15 protein-coding genes and 2 tRNA genes are annotated in these 15,685 nt (G+C 57.9%); 4 read left to right on the top strand and 13 right to left on the bottom strand.

Features of this window, described 5'->3' with window-relative positions; genetic code table 11:
* Positions 1-108: 108 nt before the first annotated feature.
* From ABRP98_RS07895 to ABRP98_RS07855, 9 genes are all read right to left on the bottom strand, one after another.
* The gene (locus tag ABRP98_RS07895; RefSeq protein ID WP_284770209.1) at positions 109-363 is read right to left on the bottom strand and encodes a hypothetical protein; all 255 of its coding nucleotides are present in this window, start codon (positions 361-363) and stop codon (positions 109-111) included.
* A 160-nt stretch (positions 364-523) separates the two neighbouring features.
* Entirely contained in the window at positions 524-814 is a 291-nt protein-coding gene (locus ABRP98_RS07890) for a hypothetical protein (protein ID WP_284785765.1), read from the bottom strand.
* A 3-nt stretch (positions 815-817) separates the two neighbouring features.
* Positions 818-2,122, bottom strand: coding sequence for an inorganic phosphate transporter (locus ABRP98_RS07885; RefSeq protein WP_349858514.1), 1,305 nt, complete (start codon positions 2,120-2,122; stop codon positions 818-820).
* Positions 2,123-2,445: 323 nt separating this feature from the next.
* Positions 2,446-3,948, bottom strand: coding sequence for a peptide MFS transporter (locus ABRP98_RS07880; RefSeq protein WP_284853605.1), 1,503 nt, complete (start codon positions 3,946-3,948; stop codon positions 2,446-2,448).
* A gap of 271 nt (positions 3,949-4,219) precedes the next feature.
* Positions 4,220-4,843, bottom strand: a complete 624-nt coding sequence (locus ABRP98_RS07875; protein WP_349858512.1) for an ATP-dependent Clp protease proteolytic subunit — start codon at positions 4,841-4,843, stop codon at positions 4,220-4,222.
* A gap of 20 nt (positions 4,844-4,863) precedes the next feature.
* Positions 4,864-5,475, bottom strand: coding sequence for an ATP-dependent Clp protease proteolytic subunit (locus ABRP98_RS07870; RefSeq protein ID WP_023023580.1), 612 nt, complete (start codon positions 5,473-5,475; stop codon positions 4,864-4,866).
* A 190-nt stretch (positions 5,476-5,665) separates the two neighbouring features.
* Entirely contained in the window at positions 5,666-7,021 is a 1,356-nt protein-coding gene (gene tig / locus ABRP98_RS07865; RefSeq protein ID WP_349858509.1) for a trigger factor, read from the bottom strand.
* A 94-nt stretch (positions 7,022-7,115) separates the two neighbouring features.
* A tRNA-Pro gene (locus ABRP98_RS07860) sits at positions 7,116-7,189 on the bottom strand.
* Positions 7,190-7,322: 133 nt separating this feature from the next.
* Positions 7,323-8,171, bottom strand: coding sequence for a DUF1542 domain-containing protein (locus tag ABRP98_RS07855; RefSeq protein WP_349858506.1), 849 nt, complete (start codon positions 8,169-8,171; stop codon positions 7,323-7,325).
* A gap of 121 nt (positions 8,172-8,292) precedes the next feature.
* Between ABRP98_RS07855 and ABRP98_RS07850 the strand changes: the two genes are divergently transcribed.
* Together ABRP98_RS07850 and ABRP98_RS07845 are read left to right on the top strand one after the other, a co-directional pair.
* Positions 8,293-8,364 (top strand) — tRNA-Gly (locus ABRP98_RS07850).
* Positions 8,365-8,515: 151 nt separating this feature from the next.
* Positions 8,516-9,349 carry an aldo/keto reductase gene (locus ABRP98_RS07845; RefSeq protein WP_175279186.1) on the top strand — a complete coding sequence of 278 codons (834 nt, stop codon included), beginning with the start codon at positions 8,516-8,518 and terminating at the stop codon, positions 9,347-9,349.
* Between the two features lie 88 nt (positions 9,350-9,437).
* On the opposite strand, the gene ABRP98_RS07840 is transcribed toward ABRP98_RS07845, so the two are convergent.
* A complete protein-coding gene (locus ABRP98_RS07840) occupies positions 9,438-9,917 on the bottom strand; it encodes a ribose-5-phosphate isomerase (RefSeq protein WP_005277878.1) in 480 nt (159 codons plus the stop codon).
* A 120-nt stretch (positions 9,918-10,037) separates the two neighbouring features.
* Between ABRP98_RS07840 and ABRP98_RS07835 the strand changes: the two genes are divergently transcribed.
* Positions 10,038-10,439 (top strand): hypothetical protein, encoded by a 402-nt coding sequence (locus ABRP98_RS07835; protein WP_349858503.1) that lies wholly within the window; start codon positions 10,038-10,040, stop codon positions 10,437-10,439.
* On the opposite strand, the gene ABRP98_RS07830 is transcribed toward ABRP98_RS07835, so the two are convergent.
* Positions 10,440-11,063 (bottom strand): mycothiol-dependent nitroreductase Rv2466c family protein, encoded by a 624-nt coding sequence (locus ABRP98_RS07830; RefSeq protein WP_349858500.1) that lies wholly within the window; start codon positions 11,061-11,063, stop codon positions 10,440-10,442.
* 98 nt (positions 11,064-11,161) lie between these two features.
* Between ABRP98_RS07830 and pepN the strand changes: the two genes are divergently transcribed.
* Positions 11,162-13,678 carry an aminopeptidase N gene (pepN, locus tag ABRP98_RS07825; protein ID WP_349858498.1) on the top strand — a complete coding sequence of 839 codons (2,517 nt, stop codon included), beginning with the start codon at positions 11,162-11,164 and terminating at the stop codon, positions 13,676-13,678.
* 4 nt (positions 13,679-13,682) lie between these two features.
* Here pepN and ABRP98_RS07820 read toward each other — a convergent pair whose 3' ends face one another.
* Together ABRP98_RS07820 and ABRP98_RS07815 are read right to left on the bottom strand one after the other, a co-directional pair.
* A complete protein-coding gene (locus tag ABRP98_RS07820; RefSeq protein WP_349858496.1) occupies positions 13,683-14,372 on the bottom strand; it encodes an SDR family oxidoreductase in 690 nt (229 codons plus the stop codon).
* 58 nt (positions 14,373-14,430) lie between these two features.
* A complete protein-coding gene (locus ABRP98_RS07815; protein ID WP_349858494.1) occupies positions 14,431-15,657 on the bottom strand; it encodes an alkylhydroperoxidase domain protein in 1,227 nt (408 codons plus the stop codon).
* Positions 15,658-15,685: the final 28 nt, after the last annotated feature.

Raw genomic sequence — 15,685 nt, 5'->3', positions numbered from 1 at the left:
CTTCGTGCTCTCAAAGAAAACTACTCCCTACTAGTCGGTAACTGATTTCTCAGTCCAACTAATGGGGAGCAGTTCAACAGTGCGTGGCGGGGTTATTTAGTACGGCTCTTATTGCAGCCAGTCAAAGTCGAGCAAGAATGCCTCGACATCGAGCATGTCCAGCTCATCTGGCGCGTGGCCAACAACGAATGCGAAGGACTCAGCGACGTCCTTGGTCGTCGCGGGAGTAAGTCCCGCGTCAACGAGATTTTCCGCTACGCGGGCAGAAACCGGTGTCTGAGACACGGTATCCAAACCCGTACCCGTGGTGGAGTCCTTGAACATATCGCTAATGCCACCAAAGAAGGTCCGCATCGTGTTCATCTCTCTCACCTCTCAAAGTTGCTCTGTTGATAGGTATAAATATACTTGGTACTTACCCACTAAGCAACACTTAGGCCACTTAAAGTTAACCTTTTGTTAACTTTAAGTGGCTGTGAGGCATATTATATAATCTCGGGCTCGCCCGGCCCGCGGGCTACTCTTAAAGGTCCCCAAATGGTGCGAAGCCAAAGTAATGATCCAGGGAATCGCGCGCGATCCACGCGATTGCCACCACGATGACGGCACCCAATACGGCATAGACGGTCCACCCCAGCACCTTCATTTGCCGGCTAGCGGGAGTATCTCCTACCACCACGCCGTTATCGTCCCGAATGGGATCCCCCGTCATGGAACGCATACCCAAGGCGAAGAGCAAGGGAATACCAGCGCCGAAGACGAGGGCTAGGCCAGCGACGCGGAGTATAGATTCGAAGATTTCTGCAATAGTCATGATCTAGCGCTCCTCGTGTGGATTAGATGAGGTGGAGTTATTGTCCCCATTAACCGCCGATACTGGGGTCATGCCGCCTGCGGCCGCGACAGTCTCTTTCGCGCCAACGCGCGGCTCCAAGGACGAATCCACGGACTCAGCGTTTTCGTCCCAATCATTATTGACGTTGGAGGCATCGACTGGGTTCATACGGGAGCGGATGACGATGAGCGCCGTCATAGCCAAGAGCAGAACGAAGTCCACGATGGCACCGGTAGCCATCGTCGTGGCAGAGGAGACGCCGTGCGCCAGCCACCACGAAGCGAAGCCAACGAAGGCAGCACAGGGCAGCGTAATGAGCCAGGCGGCCACCATGCGCATCGCCACACCCCAGCGCACGTCCGCGCCGCGGCGACCCAAACCAGTACCAAGGATGGAACCGGTGGACACGTGAGTCGTAGACAGTGCCATACCACCAGATGCGGAGGTCAAGATGATGGCCGCGGACGTAGCCTCGGCTGCCATACCCTGTGGGGATTCGATCTCAACCAAGCCCTTGCCCAGGGTGCGAATAACACGCCAGCCACCGGACAAGGTACCGGCCGCAATGGCAACCGCACAGGAGATAATGACCCAGGTGGGAATGCGGGCATCAGCAACCGCATGACCCGAAGCCACGAGGGCGAGGAAGATAACGCCCATGGTCTTCTGAGCGTCACCGGCACCGTGGGCCAGCGATACCAAGCAGGCGGTAACAATCTGGCCGTGACGGAAGTGCTCGTTCTTTTCCTTATTCGGAATGGTGTTGGTCACCCAATAAACGAGGAAGGTGGCGCAGGCGGACACCAGCGCGGCGATAATCGGGGACGCCACCGCCGGGATAATGATCTTGGCCATAATGGAGGTCCACTCCACTCCCCCAGTACCCACGGCAGCGAAGGCTGCACCGATAAGGCCGCCAAAAAGGGCGTGGGAAGAGCTAGACGGCAGTCCGAGCAACCAGGTGAAAAGGTTCCACAGAATACCGCCGATAAGGCCGGTAAAGACCACCATCAACAGGGCCTGGCCGTCTGAGTCAGCGGCTGCACCCGAAAGGTCATAGGAATCGAGGTTGACGATGCCCTTAGCCACCGTTGCCGCGACATTCACGGACAAGAATGCGCCAATGAGGTTAAGTGCGGCAGAAATCGCTACCGCAGTAAATGGCTTCAGCGCGCCCGTAGCAATGGAGGTTGCCATCGCATTGGCAGTGTCGTGGAAACCATTGGTGAAGTCGAAGGCTAAGGCGGTAACCACCACAATGCCCAAGATAATCAGAGTCGCTGTCACAGCATTGGCCCCTTGTAAGCAATTAACAAATGAGAAGAAAGTGTAATTGCGGCGCCGTCACGCGTCGCGTACGAAGTGCAGCGTACTCCGCAATAATAAGCTAAGCCAATAGCGTTTCTTAGAAGTAAACTACACTTTGCCTAGTGTTAACCTTCCGCCCATGCCCTCATGTCAGCTACTTGTCGAAAATCTGCGGTTTACCAGTATTTTTTAAGAAACCTAATCTATTTTCAGCCTTTAATACCGTGGCGGAAAACACTAAGAGAGGTGCGCCGGCTTCACGCCAACGCACCTCTCGAAATAAAGGGTTTTAACTCCCCTTTTTAGCGGAAGGTAGCAAACTTCTTGACCACCCAGCGGCTCAGCACGAGCAAGACGATGCCCAAAGCGATGGAGCCGACACCCAAGGAAATAAAGAAGGTGTTTTCCGCAGCCGCATCCTCTGGGTTGTAGAAGCTAGCCAGCGAACCGGCAAGCGCGGTACCCATGGCCACAGCCATCATCCACACGGCCATCATGCGCGATGGGAACGCCTCTGGTGCCACCTTGGTGGCAAGAGAGTTGCCCACCGGAGACAGCATCAGCTCACCCATGGTGAACAGGAAGAGGATCCAGATAATGACATACATTGGCGTGGAGTTCGCGCCCGAGCCGGAGAACGGCAGGAAGAAGAACAGCGAGACACCGATGATGATATTGGCCACGCCGAACTTCACCGGCGTGGACCACTGACGGTCACCGAGCTTCGTCCACATAGCTGCGAAGATTGCAGAGAAGATAACGATGAAGATCGGGTTAATGGACTGCACCAATGACGGCGGAATCTCGATACCAAAGATGTGGCGGTCCAGGCGCACATCGGCATAAATGGTCATCACGGTAAATTGCTGCTGGAAGATACCGAAGAACAGTACACCGGAAATGAACATCGGAATAAAGCCCAAGAGGCGGTTCTTTTCTTTCCGGCTTACCAAATCAGAGGTGTACATCTGAATCCAGAAGTACACGGCGGCGATCAGGGCAACGGCGGTGACGATATTGGACAGCCACTCCACCTTGATGATCCCAGTACCCAGGCCGATGACCATTACGAGGATGACGACGACAATCGCACCAAGGCCCATCAAGCGCTGCTTGGAGTCCGCCGGATTCGGAATATTGTGGCCGGCATCTTTAATGGTGGTCTTACGCATGATGGTGTACTGGATAAGGCCGAGGGCCATACCGACGGCAGCGATGCCGAAGCCCCAGTGGAAGCCCTTCCAGCCCCACATTGCGGTGGTAAGAAGCGGTCCGAAAAGGGCACCAATATTAACGCCCATATAAAAGACAGAAAAGCCGCCGTCACGGCGAGGATCGTCACGACTATACAGCGAGCCAAGCACCACCGAGGCGGTGGTCTTTACACCACCGGAACCAACGGCGATGAGGATCAGGCCGATAGCCAGGCCGGTCACGGCAGGAACGAAGGCCAAGACGAGGTGCCCAGCCATCACCATGATTGCGGAGTAGAACAGGGTGCGCTCCGCACCGAGGATGCGGTCAGCTACCAACGATGCCAACAGGCATGCCATGTACACCAAACCGCCGTACGCGCCAACGATTGACGTCGCATCGGCACGGTCGAGGCCTAGGCCGCCATCGGTGGTGGCGTAGTACATGTACAGCAGCACAATGGACTGCATGCCGTAGAAGCTGAAGCGCTCCCACATCTCCACGCCGAACAGGTTAGCCAGTCCCCACGGGTGACCAAAAAATGTGCGCTCCCCACTCGAAGCAGTGGGTGCGGAGGTCCGATCCTCCGCCTCTGGTTCCATATTTGTCATAGCATAATACGACCACTCAGAGGCCTAATTCACAAATCGGGCATTATACGTGAAACATCGCACAAATAAATCTGCCTAACGACCTGCAGATATTTCTCTGAAAGATTCACCCCGTTTGGGGTACATGCCCACGCGCCACTACCCTCTCCGTCACACCGCTCATAAGCATATACCGAGCCACTGATATGCGAATAATAAAAGCCCTGCGAAGGCTCCTCTCGAAGCTGCCTCGCAGGGCTTCCTCTGATGGATTTAGTCCATCAGGACCGAATTAAGAATTGAGCTTGCGGTACTCAAAGACGGTATCGATGATACCGTATTCCACGGCATCTTCCGCGGTCAAGATCTTATCGCGGTCGGTGTCGATGCGGATTTGCTCAGGCGTACGGCCGGTGTGCTCCGCCAAGGTGTTTTCCATCAAGGTGCGCATACGCTCGATCTCTGCGGCCTGGATCTCCAAGTCCGATACCTGCCCCTGGGTTCCCTGGGTTGCAGGCTGGTGGATCAATACGCGGGAGTTCGGCAGCGCCGCACGCTTGCCCGGAGCACCAGCGGCCAACAGCACTGCGGCAGCGGAAGCTGCCTGGCCTAAGCACACGGTCTGCACATCAGGGCGCACGTAGCGCATGGTGTCATAAATGGCCATCAAGGCAGTAAAGGAACCACCCGGCGAATTGATGTACATGGTGATGTCACGGTCCGGGTCCTGGCTCTCAAGAACCAGCAGCTGGGCCATGATGTCATTGGCAGAGGTGTCATCGACCTGGGTGCCCAAGAAGATGATGCGCTCCTCAAAGAGCTTGGAGTACGGGTTGGTTTCCTTCGTCCCCTGAGCGGACTGCTCAATAAAGGAAGGCAGTACGTAACGGGAACTTGGCATCTGCGACTTGTTCATAGTGATTTTCTCCTTATTCCCTAGTTGCTCAGTGGGCCGTTCACGGACTCGATAACGTGGTCAACAATGCCGTAGTCCTTGGCTTGCTGCGCCGTCATCCAGCGGTCGCGGTCAGAGTCCTTGGTGATCTGCTCGAAGGTTTGGCCGGTGTGCTCTGCAATAAGCTCGGCCATCTCGCGCTTAGTCTGGGCGAATTGCTCCGCCTGGATGGCGATGTCTGCAGCGGTACCGCCCACACCAGCGGAAGGCTGGTGCATCATGATGCGAGCGTGCGGCAGCGCATAGCGCTTGCCCTTCGTACCACCGGAGAGCAGGAACTGGCCCATGGAAGCAGCCAAGCCCATGCCATAGGTGGAAATATCGCAGGGCGAGTACTTCATCGTGTCATAAATTGCCATGCCCGCGGTCACGGAGCCACCCGGGGAGTTGATGTAGAGCGAAATATCGCGCGTGGGATCCTCTGCGGAAAGCAGCAGGATCTGTGCGCACAACTTATTGGCAATTTCATCGTCTACCTGGGTGCCCAAAAAGATAATGCGCTCGTGCAACAGGCGCTCGTAGACGCTGTCACCCAAGTTCAGGCCGGAGCCTGCTGGGGTGGTCATCTGAAGCTGGTCAGATTTCTTAGACATTCGAAAAGTCTCCTTGAGGACGGTTAATCTCTAATGCCACCACATTACTTAATGTGGCGATAATTGTGGGGTCTGTTCGCTATCAGCGTTTGCACCGAACTTTGTCTGCGTTTTCGACCCGGCGATGAGAAAAGCCCAGCCAGACTTCCTCGTGTATGCGAGGAGTCAAGCTGGGCTTTAAGAAGAGGATTTACTCCGCGTCGGTAGCTTCGTTTTCGTCTTCATCTGCTTCACCGAAGTACTGCTCAACGTCAACGTCGTTGCCCTCTTCGTCCTTGACGGTGGTACGGCAAATGGCGGCAGCCAGTGCCTTGCCACGGCGAACGTCAGAGAACAGGTTGGCAATCTGGCCGTTGGACTGCAGCTGCTGGATGAACTGGTTCGGGTCCATGCCATAGGACTGAGCGGTGAACAGAATGTGATCCGAGAGCTCCTGCTGGGAAACTTCCGGCTCTTCCTTTTCTGCCACGGCATCCAAGAAGATCTGCGTGCGCACGGACTCTTCAGCCTGCTCGCGGGTCTGCTTATCAAACTCTTCGCGGGAGGTGCCCTGTGCCTCGAGCAGCTGTGCCAGTGCCTTCTCATCGTGTGCCAGCTGGCCCAAGATCTGGTGCAGCTGGGCGTGAGCCTGCTCGTCGACGACGGACTGAGGCAGTTCAAAGTCGACATCGGCAAGCGCAGCCTTCAGAACCTCATCGCGGATCTGGCCGGCCTGCTCAGCTTTCTTGGACTCCTCGACCTCGGTCTTGGTAGCTTCGCGCAGCTCCTCGATCGTGTCGTACTCGGAGGCCATCTGGGCGAACTCATCGTCCATGTCCGGCAGCTTGCGCTCCTTGGTCTGCTGCACGTGGACCTTGAAGGTAGCTTCTTCGTCCTTGTGCTCACCGGACTGAATGGTGGAGGTGAACTCGTTATCCTCACCGGTCTTCATGCCGCGCAGTGCTGTGTCCAGACCCTTGATGAGGTTGTCGTCACCGATGGAGTAGGACAGGCCTTCGGTGGAAGCATCCTCGATCTTCTCACCGTCTACCTCGGCGGTGATGTCGATGATGGCGTAGTCACCAGTCTTCATCTTGCGCTTGGTGTCCTTCAGCTCACCGAAGCGCTCTGCAAGATCCTCGAGGGCCTTGTCCACGTCTTCTTCGCCGGCCTTGATGGCGGGGACGGTGACGGAGATTTCGGAGAAGTCCGGAACCTCGAACTCAGGGCGAACATCAACCTCGGCGGTAAACTCGACGAAGTCCTTGTCTTCAATCTTGGAAATGTCCACGTCCGGCTGGCCGATGACCTTCAGGTCTTCCGACTGAACAGCCTGCTCGTAGCGGGAAGGCAGCATGTCGTTGACGACTTGCTCCAGAATCGGGCCGCGGCCGAAGCGAGCGTCGATCAGCTGGCGCGGAGCCTTGCCCTTACGGAAACCTGGAATAGAAACCTGCTGCGCGATTGCCGCGTAAGCTTGATCGATTTCCTGGTCCAGCTCCGCAAACGGAACGTTGACGGTGAGCTTAACGCGGGTATCGCTCAGCTTGTCTACGGTGGTCTTCACGAGTGAATCTCCCTGGCTTCATTGTTTTTCTACGTACATAAAAATTAAAGGGGGTCTGAAAAACCTTATTAGGGCATTTTCAGACCCCCATACGTCGGGGCGACAGGATTTGAACCTGCGACCCCCTGCTCCCAAAGCAGGTGCGCTACCAAACTGCGCCACGCCCCGTATGTAGGCCACCAAGTTGCCTTGGCTGCGTTGCATACCTGAGCCAGTTTAGCGTGTTGGTTTTAAATCTCCTAAATCAGCCCCCTGTTAAGGGCGTAGCCGCAGGTTAGCGGCATAATTCCCGGAAGCTGGATTAGAAATCGAAATCAAACATGCCGTCAAAGAATCCGCCGCCATCACCGTCAGATAATCCGTCGAAGAAGCCGCCACCGTCACCTGCGTCTCCCCCTCCGGCACCGCCGCCCATATCGCCGGCATCCCCGGCGTCTCCGGCATCTCCGCCGCCGTCGGCTCCGTCCATTCCTTCGCCACCCTCGGCGCCGCCCCAGTCGCCGTTTTCTGCGGCGGCTGCGGAATAGCCCACGCCGGACATGCCAGCAAACATGGCGTTAAACATCATGGAATAACCCATCATCCACACGCCCGTTTGCAGGGCATCCGCCCACCAAGGGCGGGAGTACCAACCGGCCGGAACGGGGCGGCCGGCTACGGTTCCGCCTGGGTAATAGTTCGGAGTTTCCTCGGAGGCGTATGGGGACGCAGTCAGCTGCTCGCCATTCGCATCCACCGTGCGCTTCTCGGTGACCTTACCGGCGGCGCGCTGTCCCTCCAGCGGCGGCAATTCCGGGCCCGGGTTCATGTCCATAATCTCGCGAGCGGCATTGACGTAATGCATACCCTCAAGCGCCGATTCGCGGGCCAAATTGGCTTGCTTGACCGTGGTGGCCTGCGAAATAGCGGAATTAGCCGCGGTAAAGCGCTCTGATGCGTCCGCCATTGCCTGCTGCGAGGCGGTATCCGTGCCGGAGATTTGCATGACCTGACCGCCCAGACGCTCAATCCAGCGACGCGCATCCGCTTGGGCATCCGCTAACTGCTGCGCCTCTCGCTCCTCCCGGTTCTTTTTTGAGCTGCGCGAGGATAGATACCACGCGCCACCACCGAGTACGACTACAAGAAGTAGGAGTTCCACAACAATCATCGCTTTCTTTGCCGGAATTGGTTCTATCTATTTTAACGGCCTATCCACTGCGTGTGTTCCCTATTTTCGTTTTGGGGCGCACATGCGCTAAAGTAGCCGACAGCGTTCGAGGTAACGCTGTGGGAATGTCGTATAGTGGCTAATACCTCAGCCTTCCAAGCTGAAGACGCGGGTTCGATTCCCGTCATTCCCTCGCTTTAACCCACCGTATGGTGGGTTTTCCATATCTGCAGCTAGGCCCCTCCTTGCCGATGCCCCCTCCATCCCGCTGCCCATATCCCGTTAAGCGCGGCCGTGAATACATCACATTGGGGCGGTGGCCAGAAAAGCGTAATCTGGTGTGCATGACCGTACCTAATATTACTTTGAATGATGGAAATACAATCCCCCAGCTGGGCTTTGGTGTATTCCAGATGGACCCGGAAAAGACCGAGGAATACGTAGCCGAGGCGCTACGCGTGGGCTACCGCCACATCGATACCGCAGCTATTTACGGCAATGAAGAAGGCGTGGGCAAGGCCATTGCTAACTCCGGCATCCCGCGTGAGGAGCTCTTCATCACCACCAAGCTGTGGAATGACCGCCACACCGATGCCGCTGCAGCGCTGGATGAATCCCTGCAGAAGCTGGGCCTTGACTACGTAGACCTATACCTCATCCACTGGCCTACCCCGGCCAAGGGCACCTACGTGGAGGCTTGGAAGCAGCTCATTGAACTGCGCAAAGAGGGCAAGGCAAAGTCCATCGGTGTGTCCAACTTTGAGCCGGAGCACTTAGATCAGCTGGAGGTGCACACAGACGTCGTCCCCGCGATTAACCAAGTGGAGCTGCACCCTTACCTGCAGCGCTGGCGCGAACTGGATGCGGGACGCGCCCACGGCATCGCCATCGAGGCATGGGGCCCGCTGGGTCAGGGCAAGAGCGATATCTTGGAGGCACCAGAGGTGACTGAAGCAGCCGAGGCACACGGTGTTTCCCCAGCCCAAGCCATTATTCGCTGGCACCTGCAAAATGGGGTCATCCTCTTCCCCAAGTCCTCGACGCCATCGCGCATTGCAGAAAACTTCGATGTCTTCGGCTTCGAGCTCACGGATGCGGAAATGGCTGCCATTACCTCGTTGGAGGAAGGCGAAGACGGCCGCGGTGGGCACCACCCCAATGACATGAACGACGCATAATGTGCTCGGTATAATCACCACATAAAACGCCGCGTGGCCCAAATGGCCCGCGGCGTTCATTTATGTCTGTGCAAGGAACTTGGCGGCTTTAGCGCGGGTCCTTAGGCAGCTCAGGTGGGATATTGGTGCGCTCGTATTCTGCGAGGATATCGATGCGGCGCTGATGGCGCTCGGCGCGGGACCATTCTTGATCCAAGAAGGCATCCACGATTTCTAGGGCCTCTTCTTGCGAGTGCATGCGCCCGCCGATGCCGATGAGCTGCGCATTATTGTGCTCGCGGGCCAGGCGCGCGGTTTCTGGCGACCATGCCAGCGCGCAGCGCGCGCCCTTGACCTTATTGGCGGCAATCTGCTCGCCATTTCCGGATCCGCCCAGCACGATTCCCAGAGAACCTGGATCGTTGACGGTGCATAGGGCCGCTTCAATGCAGAATGCGGGGTAGTCATCCTCGGCGTCATAGGTATGAGCGCCGCAGTCGATAACGTCATGGCCTTGTTTGGTGAGGTGTTCAGAAATCAGGTTTTTAGTCTCAAAACCTGCGTGGTCAGCTCCAAGATATACGCGCATAACCCCTACAGTACCGGCACCGTCGCCTTCTAGGCACCACTTTGCACAACCTATTTCGCCCATAGCCCAGCACTGTTAAGCTAAAGCGCAGATTACGTGCTGCACAGAAAGGCGATAAAAATGAACCCTCGCGTCCTCGCACTCTACGGCAGCATCCTTGCTATCGCGGTGTTGTTATTTGCGGCGAATATTTTCTTAACCAATAAGAACTACCTCGTGCCGCTTATTCATACCGTACTGTTTACTGTCGCCCACCTTGTTGTGGGGCTGTGGTGGCTGAATCAGCGAGTGCTAAAGAAAAATCGCCTCGGCGGTTTGGCCGCGGTGATTGGGATTTTATCCCTGCTCACCGCGGCCTCATGGGCTACGTGGGTGGCCGCCGCTTGGTCAGAATTCCAAGCGCAAACGGCCCTACCCATTATCAATATCGCCGGGGTGCCAGCATTTTTACTCACGCCGGTCATCGCGGTGTGCTGCCTGGCCGTCGCCGTGCGCCGCAAGCAAGGCCAGCAGCGCTCATAACTAGTCCTCTTCTACCTGCGGCATCTCCGTGCGGGAGCGCTTGAGCTCGAAGAAGTAAGGGAACTGGGCTAAGCGCACGGAGGCATCGAAAAGCTCACCGGCTTCCTCGCCCTTAGGAACGCGGGTAATAACCGGGCCAAAGAAGGCGGTATCGCCCAGCTTAATAACCGGGGTTCCTACCTCATCGCCCACGGAAGAAATGCCGTTGTGGTGGTACTCGCGCAGCTTCTCATCGTATTCCTCGGTGTGGGCCACCTCCGCAAAGTCTGCGGGGAGGCCAACCTGCTCTAATGCCTGGGCGATGATCTCGTCATAGCCGCCATCACCCTTCTTGCCGCCATTGCCCTTGGCATGAATCAGGGTGCCCATGGCGGTATAAAGCTCATCTACCTTTTCTGGCTGCTCGGTCTTTACCTTGGCGAATACGCGGGCAGGGCCCCAGTTGGCCTCCATCATTTCCATGTATTCGGGATCAAGATCGCGGCCATCATTAAGCACCGACAGGGACATCGGCTCGAATTCCACCGCAATATCGCGGACCTTTTCTACCTCTTTTATCCAGCGGGACGTTGCCCATGCGAACGGGCAGGAAGCATCGAACCAAAACGTAACTGGGGTAGTCATTATTCCTCCTTGAAATAAGTGCAGTTTGCCCCACCACTGTAAACCCGCTGCTAACCTTGATGCGTCACTATTTTCGTTAGCAAAGGAGAATCTAGGCAATGACCTCTGTAAACCTCACGTGGGAGGAAGCAAAAAATCGCTCCCAGATGCTCAAGGTTGACCATTACGATGTCACTTTAGACCTTAAGCATTCCGATACCCACTTCGTGTCCACCACCACGGTGCGCTTTAGCACCCAGGAGGCCGGTTCTACCTTCATCGATCTGCGCGCGGACAAGCTGCACGAGGTACGCCTGAATGGAAACCCGCTGCCCACGCAGTCCTATGACCCCACCTACGGCATTCCCCTTTCCGGGCTGCAGGTAGCGGACTACACGCTCGAGGTCACCGCTGAGATCCCCTTCTCCCGCACCGGTGAGGGCCTACACCGCTTCGTGGACCCTGCCGATGACGAGGTCTACCTCTACACCCAGTTTGAAACCGCCGATGCCAAGCGCGTTTTTGCCTGCTTCGATCAACCGGATCTGAAGGCCACCTATTCCCTGCACTTTAAGGCTCCGGAGGAGTGGACCATTATCACCAATGCCCCGGTCACCCGCGAGGGCGATACCACCCACTCCGAAATCGACTACCCGCTGTCGACCTACCTGGTTGCCTTGTGCGCAGGCCCCTACCACGAGGTCACCGATACCTGGCGCGGCGAGCTGACCGAGCACCCCGAGGGCAAGCCGGCCCAGCAGCTCGAGGTCCCGCTTGGTATTTACTGCCGCGCCTCGCTAGCAGATTCCCTCGATGTCGAGCGCCTCTTTACTGAGACCAAGCAGGGCTTCGACTTCTACCACCGCAACTTCGGCTTCCCCTATCCCTTTGGCAAGTATGACCAGATTTTCGTCCCCGAGTTCAACGCCGGTGCGATGGAAAACGCCGGTTGCGTGACCCTCCGCGATGAATACGTCTTTACCTCGCAGGCCACGCACTACAAGTACGAGCGCCGCGCCGATACCATCCTGCACGAGCTCGCCCACATGTGGTTCGGGGACCTCGTGACCATGCAGTGGTGGAATGACCTGTGGCTCAACGAGTCCTTTGCCACCTGGTCCGCGGCCATCTCGCAGGCGGAAGAAACCGAATACGATACCGCCTGGGTCACCTTCGCCAACGTGGAAAAGTCCTGGGCCTACCAGCAGGATCAGCTGCCTACCACCCACCCCATTTCCACCGATGCCAGCGATATCGAAACCGTGGAGCAAAACTTCGACGGCATCACCTACGCCAAGGGCGCCTCGGTACTCAAGCAGCTGCAGGCTTATGTCGGCCGCGAGAACTTCCTCGCCGGCGTGCGCCGCCACTTCGCCGCCCACGCGTGGGGCAATGCCACCTTCGATGATCTGCTCCGCCACCTCGAGGAGGCATCCGGGCGCGATCTCTCCTTCTGGGCACAGCAGTGGCTGAAGACCACCGGTATTAATACCCTGGCGGTTGCCACGGCGGCCGATGATGACGGCACCATCACCCAGGCGCAGCTCACCCAGCGCGGCGATACCCTGCGCACCCACCGCGTTGCAGTGGGCCTGTACAGCACGCAGGACGGCAAGGTTGTGCGCACCGAGCGCCTCGAGATGGACGTGGAGGGCGAATCCACCGAGATCCCAGAGTTGGTCGGCCGCAACCTGAACGACATCGATTTCATCCTGCCCAATGATGACGATCTGACCTACTGCCTCATCGATTTGGATGCAGGCTCGCTGCTATTCCTGCTGGATAATATCGAGAAATTCGACGATCCCATGGCGCGCACCCTCTGCTGGTCCACCGCCTGGGAAATGACCCGCGCCGGCACCATGCGCGCCCGCGACTTTATTCGCTTGGTGGCCCGCGGCATAAAGGCGGAAACCGAGCTCGCCGTCCTCGAGCGCATCGTCTCGCAGGCTTCTACCGCGCTGAAGAACTACGCCGATCCGGCGTGGGCGAAAGAAAGCACGGTTTTGGCGCAGGCGCTTGTCGATGGCGCCCGAAGCACCGATGCACAGCGTTCCATCATCTGCACGCAGGCGCTGTCCAGGATTCCGCTGCACCAGCCGGCCCGCGACTACTTGCACGATCTCCTCGCGGATTCCGATGATGCCGGACTGCGCTGGTCCGCCGTCGCAGCGCTTGCTGCCGCGGGCGCGCTTGCCGATGCCGAGGCCGCCATCGCCGCCCAGCTCAAGCGCGATAATTCCGCTACCGGCCACTACTCTTCCCTGCGCGCCCGCGCCGCGATTGCCACCGCGGATAATAAGCGCGCGGTATGGGAAGAAATCGTCGCCGGAGATCTCACCAACCGCGAGCTCACTTCCAAGCTGGAAGGGCTAAACTACCCGCACTCCGACGATCTCTTGCCCACCGCGGAATTCTTTGAGGTGGCCGAAAAGATCTGGGACTCCCAGTCCTCCGAGGTGGGCCTGACCACCGTCACCGGGCTATTCCCGTCCTGGGATATCACCCAAGACGGCCTCGATCGCGCCGATGCCTTCCTGCAGAAGGATCTGGCGGGCGGCCTGCGCCGCGCGATTACCGAGCAGCGCGACCGCGTGGCCCGCGCCCTGCACAACCGCGAGATCGACGCCAACTAGGTGACTATTTCTTGCGGAGGTTCAGCTCGATGCGCGGGCGCACCTGGATCTCCGTGAGCTGGGTGGTGGGCCCTGCCTCCACGACAGTGCGGATGGCGCGCGCCACCTCAACGGGCGCAATAACCTCGTTCGGGTTGTAGTCCTGCAGGCCCTCCAACATCGGGGTATCGGTGGGGCCTGGCGCCACGGTGGAGACGCGGATGCCGGGTTCGGAAATCCGCAGGGCATCGGCAAGCGCATACATCGCGTGCTTCGTGGCGGCATAAACCACGTTATCGCCGTAGCTCTTGCGCCCCGCCCCCGAGTTGATGAAGACGACGGTGCCCTCTGCCTTGCGCAGCTGCGGCAAGAGCGCGCGGGTGACCTCCGCCGGTGCGTGGACGTTTAAGTCCATGTGGGCGCGCCAATCTTTCGGGGTGGCCTCTTCCACCGAGAACTTCGTCGCGCGCGCCGCGCCGTGCACGAGCACATCGACCCGCTCTAGCTCGGGCAGCTGCATGCCCTCATCCAATCCGGCGACCAAGTCGCTGGCAACCGGCGTGATATTCGCGGCCTCTGGCAGCTCATTAGCGCTGCGGCCCAGCGCATATACGTGGTGGTCGCGGGCGAGATCCTTGATAATCTCGCGCCCCATGCCACCGGTGGCACCGGTAACGACGGCAATTTTCTCTGGCACATTCGTGGTATCAGTCATGCCACCCCATCATAGGCAAAATGCTGTGTCCCTGACGCGACACCGCAGTGTCCTCTACCTACCGAAAACGCTCCGGAACATTGGCCTGGCCCAAGGTGAGCATAAGGCGATTAGCCCAGTTGAAAAAGGAGGATGCATAAATGATATCCACGATGGACTGATCATCGAATCCGAAATCGCGCAGCTCAGCGCAGAGTTCAGCGTCAAAGCTTATCGGCGATGAAGTCAGCGCCAGAGCAGCGCGGCGAATAAGATCCCATTCTTGAGAACCGAGATCCGCTGTGATGCCCTCTGCAAGAAGACGATCCACTATTTCCCTCTCCCCGCCTTCTTTCACGCACCGCGCCTGGTGCACGGATGCGCAGTAAACGCACCCATTGAAACGCGAGACAACCGTAGCGGCTAGTTCCCTATCCGCGCGCGATAGTCCGCCTTCGGTGTTGTAGAAAATATCCAAGTCCGTCAGGGTACGCGCCTTCAGGGCGGCGGGATCTCGGGCGAGCAGGCGAAAGTACTCGGAATCAATGCGCTTGGGCTTAATGAGCGCATCCATATGCGCTGGGGTGAAGTCCTCTTTGGGAAGCGGCGCCACCCACGGCAGCCAACCGAGTGAGTGATTAACAAAGTGGTCTGGGATAACCCCGTCGGGCTGAAGGGTATTCTCGGTTGCTTCCCAATCAGGTTGGACTCCGCCGGTAGCCCGGCGCGCTTCCGAGACAGTCGGAGCCCGACCCGACAGGACGCTCAGCCCGTGGGCCACGCGGAGTTGAAAGGCGAGGAAAGAAACGAGCTGGGAAAGGCTCACGATATCGGTGGCAGACCACCCAGCGGCATCGAGATGACCAAGTGCCTGCGGGGACGCGTCCTTGGGGTGGAAAGACAAAAGATGCGCCCATTCACATGCAGCGGATAAGCGCTTCCCTAATGCTCCTTCGGAGTCTTGGGCTTCCCCAGTCGTATTTTCGCCGAAGACGAGAAAATCCGCGTCTTGGTACGGCCCCGTCGATGCCCCGCGTCGGGCCGCGGCGCGAATTGCGGCTACAAGAGGCTCGCTTGCTTCATCGCTGAGTAGGTCGAAATAGAATTCCGCCGCGGGCGCATGATTGATGGCCGCGGTAAAGGCAGCAATCGCGTAGCGTTCGGCATAAGAAAAGGTGCCAGGGTCTTCCGGTTCGAGCAATGCACTAAAGCTTAATTGGGCATTGTCTTGGGCTTGCGGGCGTGCTGTGCGCAGGCGCTGTACCTCCTGAGAAGCACCGGAGAGTTCGTTGATAATATCTACCATCGGTGTCACCTTTCTATCGTTATGTTTA

The organism is Corynebacterium sp. KPL2838 (assembly GCF_040225455.1).
GTDB classification, from domain to species: domain Bacteria; phylum Actinomycetota; class Actinomycetes; order Mycobacteriales; family Mycobacteriaceae; genus Corynebacterium; species Corynebacterium rhinophilum.
This window is presented reverse-complemented; position numbering and strand designations above follow the sequence as displayed.

Excerpts from the sequence above, each read along its gene's own strand:
- ABRP98_RS07895 (WP_284770209.1), bottom strand. The coding sequence starts at position 363 with ATGAACACGATGCGGACCTTCTTTGGTGGCATTAGCGATATGTTCAAG.
- ABRP98_RS07890 (WP_284785765.1), bottom strand. The coding sequence starts at position 814 with ATGACTATTGCAGAAATCTTCGAATCTATACTCCGCGTCGCTGGCCTA.
- ABRP98_RS07880 (WP_284853605.1), bottom strand. The coding sequence starts at position 3,948 with ATGACAAATATGGAACCAGAGGCGGAGGATCGGACCTCCGCACCCACT.
- ABRP98_RS07875 (WP_349858512.1), bottom strand. The coding sequence starts at position 4,843 with ATGAACAAGTCGCAGATGCCAAGTTCCCGTTACGTACTGCCTTCCTTT.
- ABRP98_RS07870 (WP_023023580.1), bottom strand. The coding sequence starts at position 5,475 with ATGTCTAAGAAATCTGACCAGCTTCAGATGACCACCCCAGCAGGCTCC.
- ABRP98_RS07855 (WP_349858506.1), bottom strand. The coding sequence starts at position 8,171 with ATGATTGTTGTGGAACTCCTACTTCTTGTAGTCGTACTCGGTGGTGGC.
- ABRP98_RS07845 (WP_175279186.1), top strand. The coding sequence starts at position 8,516 with ATGACCGTACCTAATATTACTTTGAATGATGGAAATACAATCCCCCAG.
- ABRP98_RS07840 (WP_005277878.1), bottom strand. The coding sequence starts at position 9,917 with ATGCGCGTATATCTTGGAGCTGACCACGCAGGTTTTGAGACTAAAAAC.
- ABRP98_RS07835 (WP_349858503.1), top strand. The coding sequence starts at position 10,038 with ATGAACCCTCGCGTCCTCGCACTCTACGGCAGCATCCTTGCTATCGCG.
- ABRP98_RS07830 (WP_349858500.1), bottom strand. The coding sequence starts at position 11,063 with ATGACTACCCCAGTTACGTTTTGGTTCGATGCTTCCTGCCCGTTCGCA.
- pepN (WP_349858498.1), top strand. The coding sequence starts at position 11,162 with ATGACCTCTGTAAACCTCACGTGGGAGGAAGCAAAAAATCGCTCCCAG.
- ABRP98_RS07820 (WP_349858496.1), bottom strand. The coding sequence starts at position 14,372 with ATGACTGATACCACGAATGTGCCAGAGAAAATTGCCGTCGTTACCGGT.
- ABRP98_RS07815 (WP_349858494.1), bottom strand. The coding sequence starts at position 15,657 with ATGGTAGATATTATCAACGAACTCTCCGGTGCTTCTCAGGAGGTACAG.